The sequence below is a fragment of the Winogradskyella helgolandensis genome, from assembly GCF_013404085.1.
Taxonomy (GTDB): domain Bacteria; phylum Bacteroidota; class Bacteroidia; order Flavobacteriales; family Flavobacteriaceae; genus Winogradskyella; species Winogradskyella helgolandensis.
Genome location: NZ_JABFHO010000001.1, coordinates 113,448 through 131,973, shown reverse-complemented (window position 1 = coordinate 131,973; position 18,526 = coordinate 113,448). Strand labels below are relative to the sequence as shown.

At 33.0% G+C, this 18,526-nt stretch carries 8 protein-coding genes; 7 read left to right on the top strand and 1 reads right to left on the bottom strand.

Annotated elements, in window-relative coordinates; translation table 11 throughout:
- The first annotated feature begins 8 nt into the window (after positions 1–8).
- Positions 9–1,094, top strand: a complete 1,086-nt coding sequence (locus HM992_RS00490; protein WP_178983386.1) for a hypothetical protein — start codon at positions 9–11, stop codon at positions 1,092–1,094.
- Between the two features lie 49 nt (positions 1,095–1,143).
- On the top strand, positions 1,144–3,630 hold the full coding sequence (locus HM992_RS00485; protein ID WP_179318104.1) for a glycan-binding surface protein: 2,487 nt from the start codon (positions 1,144–1,146) through the stop codon (positions 3,628–3,630).
- A gap of 397 nt (positions 3,631–4,027) precedes the next feature.
- On the opposite strand, the gene HM992_RS00480 is transcribed toward HM992_RS00485, so the two are convergent.
- Positions 4,028–8,095 carry a hybrid sensor histidine kinase/response regulator transcription factor gene (locus HM992_RS00480; RefSeq protein ID WP_179318103.1) on the bottom strand — a complete coding sequence of 1,356 codons (4,068 nt, stop codon included), beginning with the start codon at positions 8,093–8,095 and terminating at the stop codon, positions 4,028–4,030.
- Positions 8,096–8,292: 197 nt separating this feature from the next.
- Here HM992_RS00480 and HM992_RS00475 point away from each other — a divergent pair, with 197 nt between their 5' ends.
- The 5 genes from HM992_RS00475 (at position 8,293) to HM992_RS00455 (ending at position 18,526) form a co-directional block, all read left to right on the top strand.
- The gene (locus tag HM992_RS00475; protein ID WP_178983389.1) at positions 8,293–11,313 is read left to right on the top strand and encodes a SusC/RagA family TonB-linked outer membrane protein; all 3,021 of its coding nucleotides are present in this window, start codon (positions 8,293–8,295) and stop codon (positions 11,311–11,313) included.
- A gap of 19 nt (positions 11,314–11,332) precedes the next feature.
- A complete protein-coding gene (locus HM992_RS00470) occupies positions 11,333–13,000 on the top strand; it encodes a RagB/SusD family nutrient uptake outer membrane protein (RefSeq protein ID WP_179318102.1) in 1,668 nt (555 codons plus the stop codon).
- Positions 13,001–13,148: 148 nt separating this feature from the next.
- Entirely contained in the window at positions 13,149–16,157 is a 3,009-nt protein-coding gene (locus tag HM992_RS00465) for a glycosyl hydrolase 2 galactose-binding domain-containing protein (RefSeq protein WP_179318101.1), read from the top strand.
- A gap of 19 nt (positions 16,158–16,176) precedes the next feature.
- A complete protein-coding gene (locus HM992_RS00460) occupies positions 16,177–17,430 on the top strand; it encodes an Nramp family divalent metal transporter (RefSeq protein WP_179318100.1) in 1,254 nt (417 codons plus the stop codon).
- Positions 17,431–17,434: 4 nt separating this feature from the next.
- Entirely contained in the window at positions 17,435–18,526 is a 1,092-nt protein-coding gene (locus HM992_RS00455) for a type I phosphomannose isomerase catalytic subunit (RefSeq protein ID WP_179318099.1), read from the top strand.

The following is an 18,526-nucleotide window of genomic DNA, read 5'->3' as shown; positions in this document are numbered from 1 at the left end:
AGAAGATTATGAAAAAAAATAATTCCACATTCAACAACATATCTGCTTTCTTTTTAATGTTGTTAGCCTTAATTCAGTTCACGTCTTGTGAAAACGAATTTCATAAGGATTCTGTACCAGAAGCGACCGCACCTCCAGTTATTAATACTGTGAGCGAAGCTAGAGAAGATGTACCTGTAACACAAGGTGTATTAGAAGGAACTTATATTATTAGAGGAGAGAATTTAGCGTCATTGTTTTCTATTGACTTTAATGGATATCCAGCCGGATTTAATCCTGCGCTTTTAACTGATAATATCGCTTTTGTAACAGTTCCATTAGCAGCGCCTTATGTAAATCAATCAAATATTTTGCGTTTAGAAAATTTAAAAGGGGTAACCGAATATGATTTTTCACTATTAACTATTGATGGATTTACCGAAGAAACAGTAGATGGAGTGAAAATAGTAAAGCTTCAAGGTGGTGACTTTACAGATACGTCTTCAGTAACCTTTGTATCCGGATCTGAAGAAAATGGAAACTTAGTTGAGGCACCAGCGACAATACTATCTGTTTCCCAAACCGAAGTTGCTGTAGAAGTGCCATCTGGTGTAGAACAAGCTTTTATTTATTTAGCTACGAGTAGAGGTGCTGTTGCGCAATCTGATTCATATGGATTTAGTTATTCTATTTATATAGATGCTTTACATCCAGATTGGACGACAAGTGAATGGGGTGGAACGCACGATTTAGCGTCTTCTGAAGTTGCTTTAGGAGAATACTCAATTAAAAGTGTTAGAGAAGCTTGGTCTGGACTTTCTTTCTTGATACCAAATATTCCATTTGATGAATATGAGGCACTTACGGTTTCTGTATACGGAACAGGTGCAGTAGGTGATAAAGTGCAAATTGCTTTAAATGATTTTGATGGGGCACAGACAGTACAGCCTATAGAGCTTATGCCAGGAGTATGGAATAAAGTGGTGATTCCTTTATCTGATTTTTATCCAAATGGTGGTGCGCCAGACACTCTATTTAGACTAGATTTTCAAGAGGCATCTAATACAGGATTAGCACAATACATTTTCTATATAGATGATTTTGGTTTCCTATAATAGATGTAAACCGGAAGAAGTTTTAAACTAATTATTAAAAATATTTATAATGAAAGTATCTAAAATTTTATATATCACTTTGCTTTTTGGACTTACGTGCTTTTTTTCTTGTAAGGATGATGATGATATGTTTCGATCATCAAGTAGCCCAAAAAACATATCAGAACTTATATTAGAGAGTCCTAATTTGTCTATACTTTCTGGTGCTTTGGCTCAAGTGGGTTTAGATTCCACTTTAAGCAGTACAACAACATATACAGTTTTTGCGCCAAACAATTCGGCTTTTGGTGATTCCGATATAACGTCCTTAACAGATGAAGTTTTGGAGAATGTATTATTAAATCATGTGTTAAGTACGGTTACTGCAGATTATACAGGAGCGATGGAAACAGGTTATTTAACCACTTTAGCAACTGGTCCAGATGATAATAATATTAGTTTTTTTACAAATGCAGAAAGTGATCTTGTATTTAATGGAGTAGCTTCATTGGTAGATAATGCCTTCGATTTAGGAGCGACCAATGGAATTATTCATACGGTTGACGCTGTTTTAATGCCTCCAACTGTAGTAGATCATGTTATGGCTAACCCTGATTATTCTAGTTTGGCTAGTGCTATAGAAATAGCTGGTCTGAGTGAAACACTATCAATATCAGATCCTGCAAACGAAAATTATCCTTATACGTTATTTGCCCCTAATAATACAGCATTTGAAGCCTTAATGGCTCAAGTAAATGGTGCTTTTGGATGGGCAAGTTTAACAGATATTCCAGTAGAGGTTTTACAACAGATTTTGTTATATCATGTAGTTTCAGGGGCAAATACACTTGCAGCAGATGCAGATGGTTCAACCCAAACGTCGATGCAAGGAGATTCATTTTCTATTAGTGGAACAGTTGTAGATGATGCGTCTTATAATAATGGCGAAATTGTGCTTGCAGATATTCAGGGCATAAATGGTGTTGTGCATGGTGTCAATAAAGTGTTATTACCTGAAGAAGTATTCCAAAGCATATTAAGTGCAACCTTAAATATTGTTGAAAGATCTAATGACAGAGGGTTTACAACTTTTTTAGAAGCTGTTGAAAAAGTGGGGCTTACAAATAATTTATCTACGGACGAGTTAACCGCTTTTGCACCTAATAATGATGCTTTCGTAGGACTTTTTGCTGCCATAAATAATTTTGAATCTTTAGCAGATTTTGATACACCTGAAGAGTTGTCTACATTAACCGATTTAATTAATTATCACCTACATGCAGGTAGCTTAATGGCGAGTCAATTAACGGATGGTGGAACAATATCTACACTATATGGTGATGATATAACAGCAGATTTATCTGGTGAAAACGCTAGATTATTACCTTCTTTTGGCGATGCAATCCCATCGACTATTTCAATGGCGAATATTGGTGCCAATAATGGTGTTATTCACGAAATTAACCGCGTTTTAATCCCAGAAGCATTACTAAGTGCTCTTGGAATTGAAACAGGAGAAGGAGGCTTGTGTCCTGTAGGAGATCCATCAATGGTATTCTTTGATTGGGATGCTAATGGACCTTGGTGGGGAAATGTCGTTACTGAAAATATGGCAGCATTAAGTATAGATGGAAGCTCATATGGTAGAGCGAATTTCCAAACAGGAGGTACAGGTTGGCAAGATTTATTTTGGAGAAACGATGCCGGAACTTTTAATGGTGCGGCAGCTGTAGGTAGTAATCTAAGTAATTACTCATTAAAGTTTGATTTAAATGTCATAGAGCCTATGACAGACGGTATGGTAAGAATTAGATTTAATGATGCCGATGGAGTAGATGCATTTTATGATTGGGCACCTTGGAATGATACAGGTGAACCATTTACAACTGACGGATGGGAGACCATTGAAATTCCACTTTCTGTATTAGGTGTTCCAGACTTTAGTTTAGTTGATGCGGAATTCGGTATGGCATTCGAAGGAGCCGATGTGCTTTTAAATTTTGCCATAGATAATGTGCGTTTTGATACACCAGGATGTGGAGGTCCAGATCCAATAGATGATACGTCTTTAGTGTTCTTTGATTGGGATGCAAATGGACCATGGTGGGGAAATGTTGTAGCAGAAAATGACGTCTCACTAAGTTTAGATGGTAGTGCTTACGGTAGAGCAAATTTCCAAACTGGAGGTGACGGATGGCAAGATTTGTTCTGGAGAAATGATGCCGGAACTTTTAATGGAGCGTCGACTGTAGGTTCAAATTTATCGGGTTATGTCTTAAAATTTGATATCAATACGTTAGAGCCATTAACAGCAGGTATGTTTAGAATTAGATTTAATGATTCTGATGGTGTCGATGCCTTTTATGATTGGGCTCCGTGGAATGACACAGGTGAGGCATTTGATACCGAAGGAGGTTGGACAACCGTTTCAATTCCTTGTTCAATACTAGGAGTGCCTGATTTTAGTCTCGTTGACGCAGAATTTGGGATGGCATTTGAAGGTGCAGATGTATTATTAAATTTTGCAATAGATAATGTGCGTTTTGAAGCTTTATAATAATTGATTTTTGAGCAAGTTGAAGTCCCTGTAAATGTATTTTTACAGGGATTTTTTTTATTAGAAGCTACTAACGCGGATATATCGAGCAATAATAGGGGTGTAAATCCACCTTCAATTTCTAATGCAACAATTGGTGCAGCTACTTCGCATGTTGCTTTATTTGTTCCTAAAAACTATTCGCCCCAGATGCGCTTTCAGTAACAAAAGGTGATTTAAAACTTCTTAAAGAAAAGCTTTTAGGAAGCTATCATTTAATCAAAAATTTACCGCAAAATATTAATAGAGAATTTCCTTATTTTGAAATTGAAAATCAAGAGGTTAAATATTTCAAATAAGCAAGTATGATTTTAGAATAGGATGTATTATAAAATAATCATGCTAAATGATAGAGAAGTTAATTGTTATATGTGTTCTTTTTTATAAACTCACTTGGTGTCATTCCGTATTGTTTTTTGAATGATGTAGTAAAATAGTTATGCGAATTAAATCCAACGGCATGACTAATTTCACTCATTCTATGATTTCCACTCTTTAAAAGTTTTACGGCATGCTTCAATCTTTCATATCTAATGAATTCTGTTGCTGATTGGTTTGTTAAAGACTTTAGTTTTCTGTGTAATGTGGTTCTGCTTAGACCTAATTCACTAGCTAATGTTTCTACTGAAAAATTTATATTAGAAATATTAGAGTCAATAATCTGCACAGCTTTTAGTATCAGTTTTTTATCAATATCCATTTGGTCAACTTTTGATTCCCAAACTTCGTTTATACTAATAAATGATTCCCTTAAATTTTTTCTAGATTCTAATAAGTTAATAATTTGAGTTATTAAAAGTTTGTCATCAAATGGTTTAGATATATACGCGTCTGCACCAGAAGAAAGTCCAGAAATCTTGTTTTTAACGCTTTCCAACGCCGTTAATAAAATAATTGGAATATGGCTAATTCTTATATCTTTTTTAATGGTTTCACAAAGTTCTATGCCGTCCATTTCAGGCATCATTATATCAGAAATAATAATATCTGGGAAAAGCGAATGAATTTGTTCTAAAGCTTCAATACCGTTTTTTGCTTTAGAAATTTTAAAATAATCACCTAATACATTACTTAGATAATTTAATAATTCAATATTGTCTTCAACTATTAGTATTAGTGAATCTTGATGTGAAGTTTCAGATCTTTCAACTTTTTCTTCAAATTCTATTAGATCTACTTTAGATAAGTTACTATCGTAAACTTCTAAATTATCTGTGCTTTTAGCACTTTCGGCTTGTTCACAGGGTAAAATAATACTAAAAACAGTACCTTTATTTTCAGCAGAAACTACTTTTAAGCCCGCATTATGCAAGTTAATATATTCTTTAGTTAAATCTAAGCCAATTCCTGAGCCGTGGCCTTCTTTGCTGTCCATATGATAAAATCTTTTAAAAATATTTGGAAGATTATCTTTAGAAATGCCAACTCCAGTATCACATATTGATATTTCAACAAAATTTTCAATGTTAGGGTCTCCAATTATATATTCATTGCCATTATCAAATTCAATATTATTTTTAGAATTGTATTTTATTTTTATTTCTACTGTAGAACCATCGGGACAATATTTAAATGCATTTGAAAGAATGTTAAAAATTATTTTATCTAGCTTTTTTAAATCAAAATCCATTTTAAGTGAACGAATATCAGATTTAAAATTGTAGATAAAACCTCTATATTTTGCATGTTCAGTAAAGCAATCAAAAATGCCTTTTGTGAAAGAGACGATATCTAGATTATTGACTTCTAATTTTAGTTTATCTGCTTCTAGCTTACGGAAATCTAGAATCTGATTTATTAATCTTAATAGGCGTTCAGAATTATTTTTTATGAGATTTATTTGATTAAAAGTTGGGTCGTTTTTATCATAATTAGCTATTAATCTTTTAACGGGTCCCATTATTAATGTTAATGGAGTTCTAAACTCATGAGTTATGTTTGTGAAAAATTGAAGTTTTAATTGGTGTAATCTTTCTTCACTTTCATTTTTTATTTTTTCTAATTGTATCTGATTTTTTAATTTTCGACGATTTAAAGCTTCTTTTTTTATGTACATTATTATTGCTAGGGAAAATAAACTATAAATAATAAAAGCATACCAGCGCGTCCAAAAAGGATTTGAAATCTTAATTTGTAATGTTGCTGGTGTTTCATTCCAAATGTCATCGTTATTAGAAGCCATAACTTCGAAAATATAGTCACCTGGGGGAACATTAGTATATATTGCAGGTCCATTTATATCTGTTTCTACCCAGTTTTCATCAAAGTTTAATAAACGGTATTTAAAGCTGTTTTTATCGGGATCTATATAGTTGTTTGCTGCAAGTCTAAAACTAAAAGAATTCTGATTATGTTTTAATTTAATTAATTTGGAATTATTAATATTTGATTTTAAAATTTTGTTTTCTTGTCCAGGCAAAATTTCTTTATTACTTACATAGAAATTTGTAATTATGGCATCTGGTTTAATCGTGTTTCGAATAAGTATATCGTTTGGTCGAAAATAAATAAAGCCGTTAGAGCCGCCAAAAAACATTAATCCGTTCTCGGAAAAAAGTCCTGCATTGGGTGTGAAGCTGTTATTATAAATACCTTCAATATGACCAAATGTTAATACCTTATTTTCATTAGGATAAAATTTACAAATACCATTGTCTGTTGCCAACCATATATTGTTATTGATGTCATCTAGTATAGTATAAACCTCATTTCCTGGTAAATTATTTTTAATTGTATAATGCTCAAATTTTAAATTTTCGACATTCAATTTGTCTAGTCCACTGCCATTTGTGCCTATCCAAAGATGACCTTCAAAATCTTCAAATATGGAATAAATATAATCAGCTGATAAACTATTTTCATCTTCCTCAGAATGTAAAAAATTAATAAATTTTTCAGTATTCGATTTTAATAAATTAAGTCCTTTTTCGGTTGCAAACCATAAGTCACCTTTTCTGTCTTTTATTATTTTTCTGATATGATTATTAGATATAGAATTGGCATCTAAAGGATTGTGTTTGTATTGTTTAAATGTGTGGTCTATAAAAGAATAATGAAATACACCTTGCTGATAATCACTAATCCAGATACCATCTTCTTCTGGAAGCATGGTTGTGATTTGAAGTCCAATATTAAAAGGGACGTTTAGCTTTGTGAATTTTTTTTCATTTTTCTTTCTATATAAAATACCATCATCACGCGTACCAACCCACATTTGTTTTTTACTATCAAATACAATGGATTTGATATTCTTTACTTTTTTGTCATCATATAAAACTTCTACCTCCTTCGTTTCGTTTTTGTGTTGGTTATATTTAATTAATTTTCCAGTTTCAGTTCCGATCCAAATATGTACTTTATCTGGGTCTGGTGCAAAAGCAGTAATGATGTTATTGCTTCTAGATCTATTTTTATTTGATTGTGTAATGTGTGTTACAGAGTTCTTAAATTCACTGTGATAACTTAAGCCACCTAACCAAGAACCTACCCAAATAATATTGTTAGAATCTTTATATAGGGACCAAATGGATTGATGTGTTAGGTTAGGATGGTTTTCGGAGTTAACTACTTTAACAATATCGAGGTTGTTTAATACAGCAATACCATTATATGTAGCGACCCATATGTTTCCATTATTTGATTTAATGATACTTCTTACCCGGTCACTTATAAAGTTATTTTGTTCATTATAATGGTTTAATAATGTCCCGTTGATATCAAAACACATTAGTCCTTTATTGTCATAACCGATCCATACCTTGTTATTATCGGCATAAACGGATCTAGGATATCCCGAGATACTTTGTGCAAAGAATTGAAAATGCTCTGAATCTTTGGTTTTATAATATACTTTTCCGTCTTGAAAAACGAGCCAGATATTATTAGAGTCATCCATATGTAACAACCGAGCGCGAGACGAATTATTATCAATGTTAATGTATTCAGCTTTATCTAAGTTCGTATTTAATTTTGCAACACCTCTCTCGTCTAAAAACCAATACTCCCCATTTGAAGTTTGTATTAATGCATCGATATTATTACCTATTGTGGAGTCTTGATTGGTTTTAATTTGCAGTCTAGTAAAATCATCAGAAACAGGATTGTATTTACAAATACCATTTTCTGTTGCTATTAGTAAATCACCATTGGTATTGCTTAATATTTGATTAATCCTATTTGTAGGTAAACTTTTAGGGTTTGATTGTGAGTAGCTATATCTTTTTATTTCATTGGAATCATATTTAAAAAGGCCATTATTAGTTCCAAACCAAATAAACCCTAAATGATCTTCATTTATGCACATTACAGATGTAATTGAGACACCTCCTTCAGGGCTGACGCTTGTTAAAGAAATAATAGGCTCGTTTTGTGCTCCGACAGATATCGATAAAAAGAAGATTAAACACGCAAGTTGGGGTATTCTCATTTTTGTCAGGGGTTTATTGCTAATATAAAAATTTCGTAAGTAATATTTTTTATATTTCATATTAATTATAACACATATGTTTCATTGTGAAACATCTTTTAAAATTTGGAATGATTTTGATAAAAAACGAAACATTTCGTGTAAATAAGTATCTCTAAGCCATTTATATTTGACTTTCTAAATAAAACTATATAATAATGAATCTCTACTTTATTTTATCGAAAAACAAATTATGTCTTATTGCTTTTATCTTTTTTTCTGCGCTGTCCTTTGGGCAAGATTTAAAAATAAAAGGAACAGTGTTTGATGCGAGTACCAGTTCGCCTTTACCCGGAGTTAATATAATAGTAAAAAATACGTCTACAGGAGGAACTACTGATTTTGATGGAAACTTCGTAATCCCTAATCGAAAAATCGGAGATGTATTAGTATTCTCATATCTTGGATTTATAAGTCAAGAGGTTGAGATTAAAGGGGATGATACTTTAAATATTCAGTTAAAAGAGGATGCTCAGTCATTGAGCGAGGTTGTAGTGGTTGGTTATGGCTCTCAAAAAAAGAGTGATATTACAGGTACTGTAGCGTCTTTAGATCAAGAAAGGTTAGAGATGGTTCCTAACGTGGATATTTCACAGGCTATTCAGGGTGCATTACCTGGGATTTCCGTAACGACATTATCTACAGGAGCTGCGCCTAGTAATGATGATACTTCAATCGTAATTAGAGGTAGAAATTCTATTTTAGCGAGCAACGGTCCTTTAATTGTTGTTGACGGTGTTCCATACCAAGGACAACTTAGAGATATAAGTCCTAACGATATTAAGTCTGTTGAAATTTTAAAAGATGCATCATCAGCGGCAATTTATGGTTCTCGTGGATCTAATGGTGTTATTTTAATAACCACAAAAGGTGGTGTTGAAGGAAAAACAGTTATTAGATACGACGGTTATAGCACTATTCAAAAATTATCAAACTTACCTCGATTAATGAATGGTGAAGAGTTTTATAATTTTAAATTAGAACGAGCAATAGCTACAGATGGTCTAACTGACCCTGATTTAACTACAATCTTTACTGAAACTGAACGAGAAGTTTATGCTAATAAAGCATGGGTTTCGTGGCCTGATATTGCTTTAAGAGATGGTTTTAGTCAAAATCACAATGTCTCTATATCTGGTGGTTCGGACAAAACAAAATATTATACAGCTTTTAATTTGTTAGATGTAGCTGGTATTGCGATAAACGATGATTATCAAAGGTTTTCTACAAGACTTAACTTAGATTATAAAATCACTGATTGGCTATCATTAGGAACAAGAACTACATTAACATATGGAGATCAAAGTGGTATTTCTGCTAATTTTGAAGATGTTTTTTGGATGAATCCATTAACTAAACCATATGATGAAAATGGTAATCTAAATATCTATCCATGGGATGAAGATAGATATTTTAGTAATCCTTTAGAGGGTATTTTTATGGAAAACACAAATACCTCAATGCAAATTGTAACTAATAATTTTTTAAATATTGAATTGCCTTTTGTAAAAGGTTTGCAATATAGATTAAATACAGGGTTTAGATATAGAACCACTAATTCTGGTACATATCGAGGCAGAAATACAACAGAAGGATTTGAAAAACAAGGATCTTCGGATGTTAGCCGTGGCCTTATTGAAAGTTATACTATTGAAAACATATTTACTTATAATAAAGACATCGGAAAGCATACTATAGGTTTAACCGGTGTGTATAGTACAGAACAAGATGAGAGAAGTACTAATAGTTTGAGTGCAGAGGGTTTTCCTAATGATATACAAGGTTGGTATGGAGCTTCTCAAGCCAATTTAATAGAGCCTTCTTATGAGTATAGAAAAACAAATCTTATTTCTCAAATGTTTAGAGCAAATTATGGTTTTGATGATAAGTATTTATTCACATTTACTGTTAGACGTGATGGGTTTTCTGGTTTTGGAGAGGGTAATAAATGGGGCACATTCCCTTCACTTGCTGTAGGATGGAATATTAGTAATGAAGAATTTTTTAAGAGTGATATAATAAATAATTTAAAACTGAGAGGGTCTTGGGGACAAAATGGAAACCAGGCACTAGGTGCATATGAAACTATTGCTAAATTTAGAACCTTTGACAATGTTACAGGATCTGGTACCACGGCACCAGGATATATACCATCTACTTTAGGGACTCCAACATTAAGTTGGGAAACTAGTGAGTCTTATAATATTGGACTTGATTTTGGCTTCCTAAATAATAGAATTACAGGAGACATAAACTATTATAATACAGATACATCAGATTTATTATTAAATAGATCAATATCTCCAATACATGGGTTAGATGAAATAACTCAGAATATAGGGAAAACTAATAATAGGGGTATTGAAATATCATTAGTCTCTAGGAACATTAAAACACCAAATTTTTCATGGACAACAAGAGGGAATATATCATTTACTAAAAATAAAATAGTATCGTTATATGGCATCCTTGATGAAAATGGAAATGAAACTGATGATTTGGATAATAGTTGGTTTATTGGTAAACCTATTCAAACCAATTACGGTTATCAATATGATGGTGTTTGGCAAGAAGATGAAGCAGGTTTGGCCGCAGCTTATGGTACTCAACCAGGTTATATAAAAATTAGAGATGTTAACGGTGACTTTGTTATAAATGCTGAGGATAGAGTATTTCAAGGTCAGAGGGATCCTAAGGCCATATGGGGAATCACCAATACGCTTAATTATAAGAATTTTGGATTAAACTTCTTTGTAACTGGAGTTAGTGGAGCTACAAAATCAAATAGTTTATGGAGTACGGATGTCTTTCAAGGTACAAGACGTAATACCGTATACCGTAATTGGTGGACACCAGATAATCCAACCAACACAATCTTTGCTAATAACGAGAATGCACACGAGCAAGGAGGGGTTTCAGCAACAAGATATGAAGACGCTAGTTTTATTAGGCTAAGGGATCTTACATTGTCTTATGATTTACCCAATGATGTATTAGAAAAATTAGGGTTAACTAAATTTAGATTATATGTTACTGGAAGAAATTTAGTGACCATAACAGATTACACAGGTTTAGATCCTGAATTAGGTTCTGGAGTAGCGGATGCTAATGGCGATGATGGTCAGCGTTCTACGCCACTCGTTAAAGAATATGTACTTGGACTAAATATTGGACTTTAAAATTATAATAACTAAAAATATGAAAACTTTAAAATATAACATAATAGTCATAGTCACATTACTATTGGTAGCTAGTGGCTGTTCAGAAGATATTCTTAACGAAAAAACTCCATCCATTGTAACTGCTAATTCATTGTTTTTAGATTTGGCCGGATTTGAGGCTGCGTTAAATGGTTTGTATGCCAATGTAAGAATGGAACGAGAAGGAAGATCAACTAGTAGTTCTGATAGAAGTTCAGATAGGTTAAGAGCAGAAATGTTTCTTAACGGAACAGACAACATGTGTACAAATCAACCTGATGGTTGGGGATATGTTGCAGACAGTTGGGGAGAATCAAATAATGCAACTAACTCTGAACTTCAAGGGAATTTTACATGGCTTTATAGTATAATTAACGCTGCAAATACTATTGCTGGCAGAGCAGAAAATCCAGATGTTGATTGGGAAGACGATGCTAACAAAAACCGTGTTATAGCTGAGGCTAGAGCAATTAGAGCATGGGCTTACAGACATTTAACATTTACATGGGGAGATGTTCCTTTAACTTTAGAAGAATCTAACGGGTCAGACATTAAAACAGATTGGGAAAGAACACCTGTGTCAGACGTGAGAGCACAAATAGAAGCAGATTTACTTTTTGCGGAACAATATGTTCCCGTATCTCCAGTTCCTGGAAGAATTAGTAGGGGAGCTGTGCAGCACTATCTTGCAGAATTATATTTAGTTTTAAACGAACCAGGACAGGCGATTATCTATGCTGACAAAGTAATTAATACACCAGAATACACACTTGTAACAGAGCGTTATGGTGTACAATCTAATGAGCCTGGAGTGCCTTTTATGGACATGTTCCTTGAGGGTAATAGTAATAGAGAACAAGGAAATACGGAAGCATTATGGGTTTGGCAATGGGAATTTGCAACTGCAGGTGGTGAAGGTAGTGACATGAGACGATATCATACTAGTAGGTATAATGAAATAAACATAGATGGTACCATACCTTTAGAACTTACTGTAGAAAGGGGAGGGCGACCAAGAGGTAGAATGTCTCTTACTAAATTTGCTTTAGATCTTTATGAAGATGGTGACGATAGGTTTTCCAATCATGTTATAAGAAAATATTTTGTATTAAAGGATGCGTCGCAAAATGATACTGGTGTTGCTGATGATTTACCACCAGGTTATAATTATGGAGATATTATAAACTTAGACTGGAGTGTACCTATAACTAATCCAGAAACAAATAGAAAAGACTGGCCTTTTAGTAGAAAGTTTGAATCAGCAATTGCTTCTGATATTCAGCAGTCTTACCAATATAATGATCAGGTATATTTAAGAATGGCAGATACTTATCTTTTAAAAGCTGAAGCTCAGTTTTTATCAGGTAACGTTACTGGTGCTGCAGCAACAATTAATATAATTAGAGAGAGAGCTAATGCTTCAACTATCACAGCTGCAGATGTTACTATGGATTTTATTTTAGATGAACGATCTCGTGAATTATTACTTGAGGAACACCGTAGATACACATTACTGAGAACGGGTAAATGGTTAGAAAGAACGCAATTACATAATTTTAAAGGAGGTGAAACTATTCAGGATAGAGATAGACTTTTACCAATTCCTCAAAGTGTAATAGATGCTAATTTAACTCTTGAATTTCCACAAAATCCTGGGTATAATTAAAATATAAAACCGACTTCTAAAATAATTAAAACAAGGTTTAGCCTTATCAATATATTTTAAAACTCATCCTGAATTTTTAATTCAGTAGGGCGCATCAATCCTAATAATATCTAAATATAGTAACGAATTTTTTTAAATTAAACATAAAATGATTAGAAACAGAAGCTTAAAATCATTGGTCCATATTTTCATTCTAGTAGCAATTATGTTCACATGGAAAGGGTTTGCCCAAGAGACTAATATAGCAAAATATAGAATTGTTACCCACTCTTCATCCATAGATGCTAATCAAGCAGGACATCTAGTTGTTGATGGTAATGAGGATACTTATTGGGAGGCGCATTACAAAGATAAAAGTCAATTTATTTTAATTGATTTAGATTCAGAACAAGCAATAAATACACTTAAAATAAAATGGGGTGTAAATTTTGCAATCAAATATAAAATCTCATTAATTTCTAATGGATCAATAGACGAAATATATACAACAGCAGAAGGTGTTGGCGGTGATCAAGTACTAGACATTAAAGGAAAAGAAGCTCAGTTCGTAAGAATCGATATTTCTGAAGTCAATGATATTATACGTGGTTGTTCTATTAATGAAATTGAAGTGCTAGGTAATAGTAATGATAGATTTAAACCATCAGAAGTAAGTGAGATTTCATTAAATAATCTGTCGTTAAATAATTCTAATTGGCGCGTACAATCTACCGCAATGGTTAATGATAATGAAGATCAAATTTCTGCTTCAGGTTATGATGATACAGAATGGATTCCTGCTAAAGTACCAGGAACTATTTTAGGCGATTATTACAATTTTGGTGCCGTTCAAGATCCATTATATGGAGACAATATGCATCAAATTTCTGATAAATTTTTCTCTGGTAATGACTTTTGGTACCGTACCGAAGTATCATTTTCACCCGAATTAGCAAATAAAAAAATCTATTTGAATTTCGCTGGTGTTAACTGGAAATCCGACATATATATTAATGGAAAACACCTAGGGAAAATTGAAGGTGGATTTCTTCGAGGTGAATATGAAGTTTCAGATTTTATAGACTTAGATAAACCTAATACCATCGCTGTTTTAGTGCATCATAATGAAAATTGGGTGTCAGGTACTTTTAAAATAATTAAAAAGACATTAGGAGCTAGAATATCAAATGGAGATATGTTGGGACTTGATGGACCTACATCATTGGCTTCAGCGGGTTGGAATTGGCTTCCAATTATAAGAGGTAGAAATAATGGTATTTGGAACAATGTTGAATTTAAAGTTGGTGGTGATGTAACCATACAAGATCCATGGGTTTCTACAAAATTACCTGACGATAATCTTAAAAAGGCAGATTTAACAATTAGTACAGAGCTTAAGAACTCGTCTTCTAAAGCGGTTTCAGGAAAATTAGTGGCAAAGTTAGAAGGGAAAATAACTTTAGAATTACCTGTCACAATTCTCGCTAATGAAACAAAAACTGTCACATTTGATAAATCAAAATTTTCAAAACTATCAATAAAGAATCCTAAACTTTGGTGGCCAAATGGCTATGGTGAACAACATCTTGAGGATTTAGATTTAGAATTTATAGTAGATGACAAAATTTCTGATGAAAAAAGTATTAAGTATGGTATCCGTGAACTAGAGTATATAGAAAAAGATAATGTTTTATTCATCTATTGCAATAACACTAGAATTTTACTTAGAGGTGGAAACTGGGGCTTACCAGAAGCCATGATGAGAATGGATGCAGAAGGTTATGATTTGCGAGTTAAACTACATAAAGAAGCTAACTTCAATATGATTCGTAATTGGATTGGTATGACTAATCATGAAGAGTTTTATGAGGCCTGTGATAAGTATGGTGTTTTAATTTTTGATGATTTCTGGTTAGCAAATCCAAAAAACGGTCCAAACCCAAAAGATGTAGATTTATTTATGCTAAATGCTCGCGATAAAATTAAATGGGTTCGTAAACATCCATCTTTAGCATTTTACTGTGGGCGTAATGAAGGTATCCCATTGTTAGAATACGATGTAGCTATGAGAAAGGAAACAGAACTATTGGATGGTACGCGCCATTATGTTTCTAATTCTGCAGATGCTCCTTTAAGTGGTTTTGGCCCTTACGAAGTAAAGTCACCAGAATGGTATTTTCAAAGAAGAGGTGAAACATTTCATAGTGAACTTGGAATTATTGCCATACCAGAAATAGAAAGCTTACGCAAAATGATGCCAGAAGAAGACTTGTGGCCAATTAGTGATATGTGGGCAGTTCATAATTACCAAGATTCACGTTCACATAAATATACCAATACAATTGAAAGCCGATATGGCACAGCAGTAAGTGCAGAAGACTATAGTAGTAAAGCTCAATTATTAAACTATGAAACGGGCAAAGCGATGTTTGAAACACTTCAATCAAAACAAGGTAGTGGTATGATTTTGTGGATGAGTCAATCGGCATGGCCATCTTTAATTTGCCAGTTATATGATCATTATTTAGAATATACTGCTTCTTACTTTGCAGTTAAGAAAGGGTCTTCAAATATTCATGCGTTTTGGGACATTGATAGAAACGAAATACGTGTAGCCAATAATACAAGAGAGGATATTAAAAAAGCAACTATTAAAGCAACCATATTTGATAATGAAGGACATGTTATTTGGAGTGAAGAAACACCCATTACAGTGGCTTCTACTTCTGTAAAAACATCATTTCCTTTAGTACATACTCCAGCTGATAAAGTGCTTTATTTAAAACTAGAACTGACACAAAAAGGAAAAGTAATAAGTGATAATTTTTATTGGTTAGAAAATAAAAATGAAAACTGTTTAGACTTAAATGATTTGCCTAAGGCAGATATAGATTTAAAAATAACAGAATCAGTTGAAGGTACCTTTTATACAGCACAAATTAAATTAACAAATAAGTCTAGCAAGATTTCTTTACTGAATAAAATCAAATTGAAAGATAAAAACTCAGGAGAAAGTATACTTCCAGTTCATTTTGATGATGATTATGTGTCTTTACTTCCTAACGAAGAAAAAACAATCAATATAAAAGTCGATAAAAAGTACTTAAAGAATAAGAATGTTGAAATGCATTTAGAAGGCTGGAATACAAAAACCATTGCTTTAGATATTAATAACTAGTTCTAATAATAAGAATATTATGAAACAAACCTTCCGAAGTAAGTTTTTAAAATGGTTAGCCTTATTTCTTCCAGGTATCTTTTTACTTGGTTTAAATATTGGTACAGGTAGTGTAACAACAATGGCAAAAGCAGGAGCCGATTACGGAATGTCACTCTTATGGACAATCGTTGCATCTTGTTTAACGACCTATTTTATGATTAATTTGTATGGTAAATATACGTTGGTCACAGGCGAAACAGCTTTACAAGCTTTTAGGAAACATATACATCCAGGGGTGGGTATATTTTTTATAGTGGCTTTAACAGTTGGGGTTTGTGGAAGTGTAATGGGCGTAATGGGTATTGTAGCTGATATTTGCTTCGAATGGTCTAAAACTGTTGTTGATGGAGGTATTTCTCCTATATATTTTGCAGCCACTTTTATTGCATTGGTGTATTTTATTTTTTGGAATGGTAAAACGCAGTTTTTTGAAAGAGCATTAGCCGTAATTGTAGCAATTATGTCAGCGAGTTTTCTTCTTAACTTTTTTATCATGATGCCCCCTCCAATAGATATTCTAAAAGGACTTATACCAAATATACCAGAAGGTTTAGATCCTGATAAAAGTCCATTTTTAATTATTGCATCTTTAGTAGGGACAACCGTTTTTTCTGGTTTATTTATTATTAGAACAACATTGGTTAAAGAAGCCGGTTGGAAAATAGCTGATTTAAAAAAACAAAGAAATGACGCTGTTGTATCAGTTACATTAATGTTTGTTATTAGTGCTTCTATAATGGCAGCAGCAGCAGGAACGCTCTATGTTGAGGGAATAGGATTAACCAATGCCTCTCAAATGATAGGATTGTTGGAGCCACTAGCCGGAAGTTTTGCAACATCAGTGTTCGCTATTGGAATCATTTCAGCAGGTGTTTCATCTCAGTTTCCAAATATTTTAATGTTGCCTTGGTTATTATGTGATTATAATAATTCTAAACGAGATATGACATTACCAAAATACCGAGTAATGGTGCTTTTAATTTCTTTATTAGGCTTAGTCGTGCCTGTGTTTAATGCACAACCTGTATTTGTAATGGTGGTTTCTCAAGTGTTCAATGCAGTGATTTTACCAGTAACTGTTTTGGGTATTTTGTATTTGAGTAATAGAGCTGATCTAATGGGAAGTCACAAAAACAAACCATTAGAAAATGTTTTTTTAACTCTGATATTATTGTTTTCAATATATACTTCTGTTGTAGGAGTTACTGGAGTTATTCAACTTATAAATTAAAATAATGGAAGATTTACAAAAGTTAGCATACATACCTTTAAAACAACAAAACAATAGAGTTTGGCGCACGTACGGTGGAGGTGCACTAATAGATAAATGGAAAAAAAGTCCTCGAGAGGTTGATGGAGACATGCCAGAAGAATGGATTATGTCTACAATTACTGCGAGAGGGAAAGGACGTCCTGAAGATGAAGGGCTTTCAATGTTGAATACGCATCTTGGTTTAAAATCACTTAAAGAATTAGTCGATTCGAACAAAGAACTTTTTTTAGGAGAGAAACTTGCTAAAAAACATGGAACAACAGGTGTTTTAATCAAGATGCTAGATTCAAATGAAAGGTTGACAATTCAAGTGCATCCAGATAAAGCATATGCGAAAAATATACTTAATTCAAATTTTGGTAAAACAGAATCTTGGTATGTATTGAATAAGCGTGAAATAGACGGAGAGAAAAGTGTTGTTTACATGGGCTTTAAAGAAGGTGTCACTCGCGAACAATGGAAAGGCTATTTTTTAAGTCAAGATATTGAAGGTATGCTTAATTGCCTGCATAAAATAGAAGTGAATCCAGGTGATGCTTTTATGATTTATGGAGGCGTTCCTCATGCTATTGGAAGTGGTTGTTTTTTAATGGAAGTTCAAGAACCTACTGATTATACCATGCGCGTTGAAAAAGTAACACCTAAAGGTTTGAAAATTTCTGATGAATTAATACATCAAGGAGTTGGAGAAGAAACGATGTTAGATTGCTTTCATTACGACAATTATTCTTATGAAGAAGCTATGAAACGTTGGAAGGTTGAACCAAAAGTTATTGATAGTTCAGCGACTCACAATTTAAAATCAATTTTTAACGAAACGCATACAGAATGTTTTGGACTAAAAGAACTCGATTTAGATGGAGAATACACTATAAAAGGAAATGACGCTTTTTATGTGGCCGTTATATACTCTGGCGAAGGTTCTATGGAGTGTAATGGTCAAGAATTTAGTTTTAAACAAGGAGATGAAATATTCTTATCTGCCGCAATTAAAGAAGTCACTTTTAAATCGCATATAGAATCGAAGATATTATTGTGTTATCCACCAAGCTAA

Excerpts from the sequence above, each read along its gene's own strand:
- HM992_RS00490 (WP_178983386.1), top strand. The coding sequence starts at position 9 with ATGAAAAAAAATAATTCCACATTCAACAACATATCTGCTTTCTTTTTA.
- HM992_RS00485 (WP_179318104.1), top strand. The coding sequence starts at position 1,144 with ATGAAAGTATCTAAAATTTTATATATCACTTTGCTTTTTGGACTTACG.
- HM992_RS00480 (WP_179318103.1), bottom strand. The coding sequence starts at position 8,095 with ATGAGAATACCCCAACTTGCGTGTTTAATCTTCTTTTTATCGATATCT.
- HM992_RS00475 (WP_178983389.1), top strand. The coding sequence starts at position 8,293 with ATGAATCTCTACTTTATTTTATCGAAAAACAAATTATGTCTTATTGCT.
- HM992_RS00470 (WP_179318102.1), top strand. The coding sequence starts at position 11,333 with ATGAAAACTTTAAAATATAACATAATAGTCATAGTCACATTACTATTG.
- HM992_RS00465 (WP_179318101.1), top strand. The coding sequence starts at position 13,149 with ATGATTAGAAACAGAAGCTTAAAATCATTGGTCCATATTTTCATTCTA.
- HM992_RS00460 (WP_179318100.1), top strand. The coding sequence starts at position 16,177 with ATGAAACAAACCTTCCGAAGTAAGTTTTTAAAATGGTTAGCCTTATTT.
- HM992_RS00455 (WP_179318099.1), top strand. The coding sequence starts at position 17,435 with ATGGAAGATTTACAAAAGTTAGCATACATACCTTTAAAACAACAAAAC.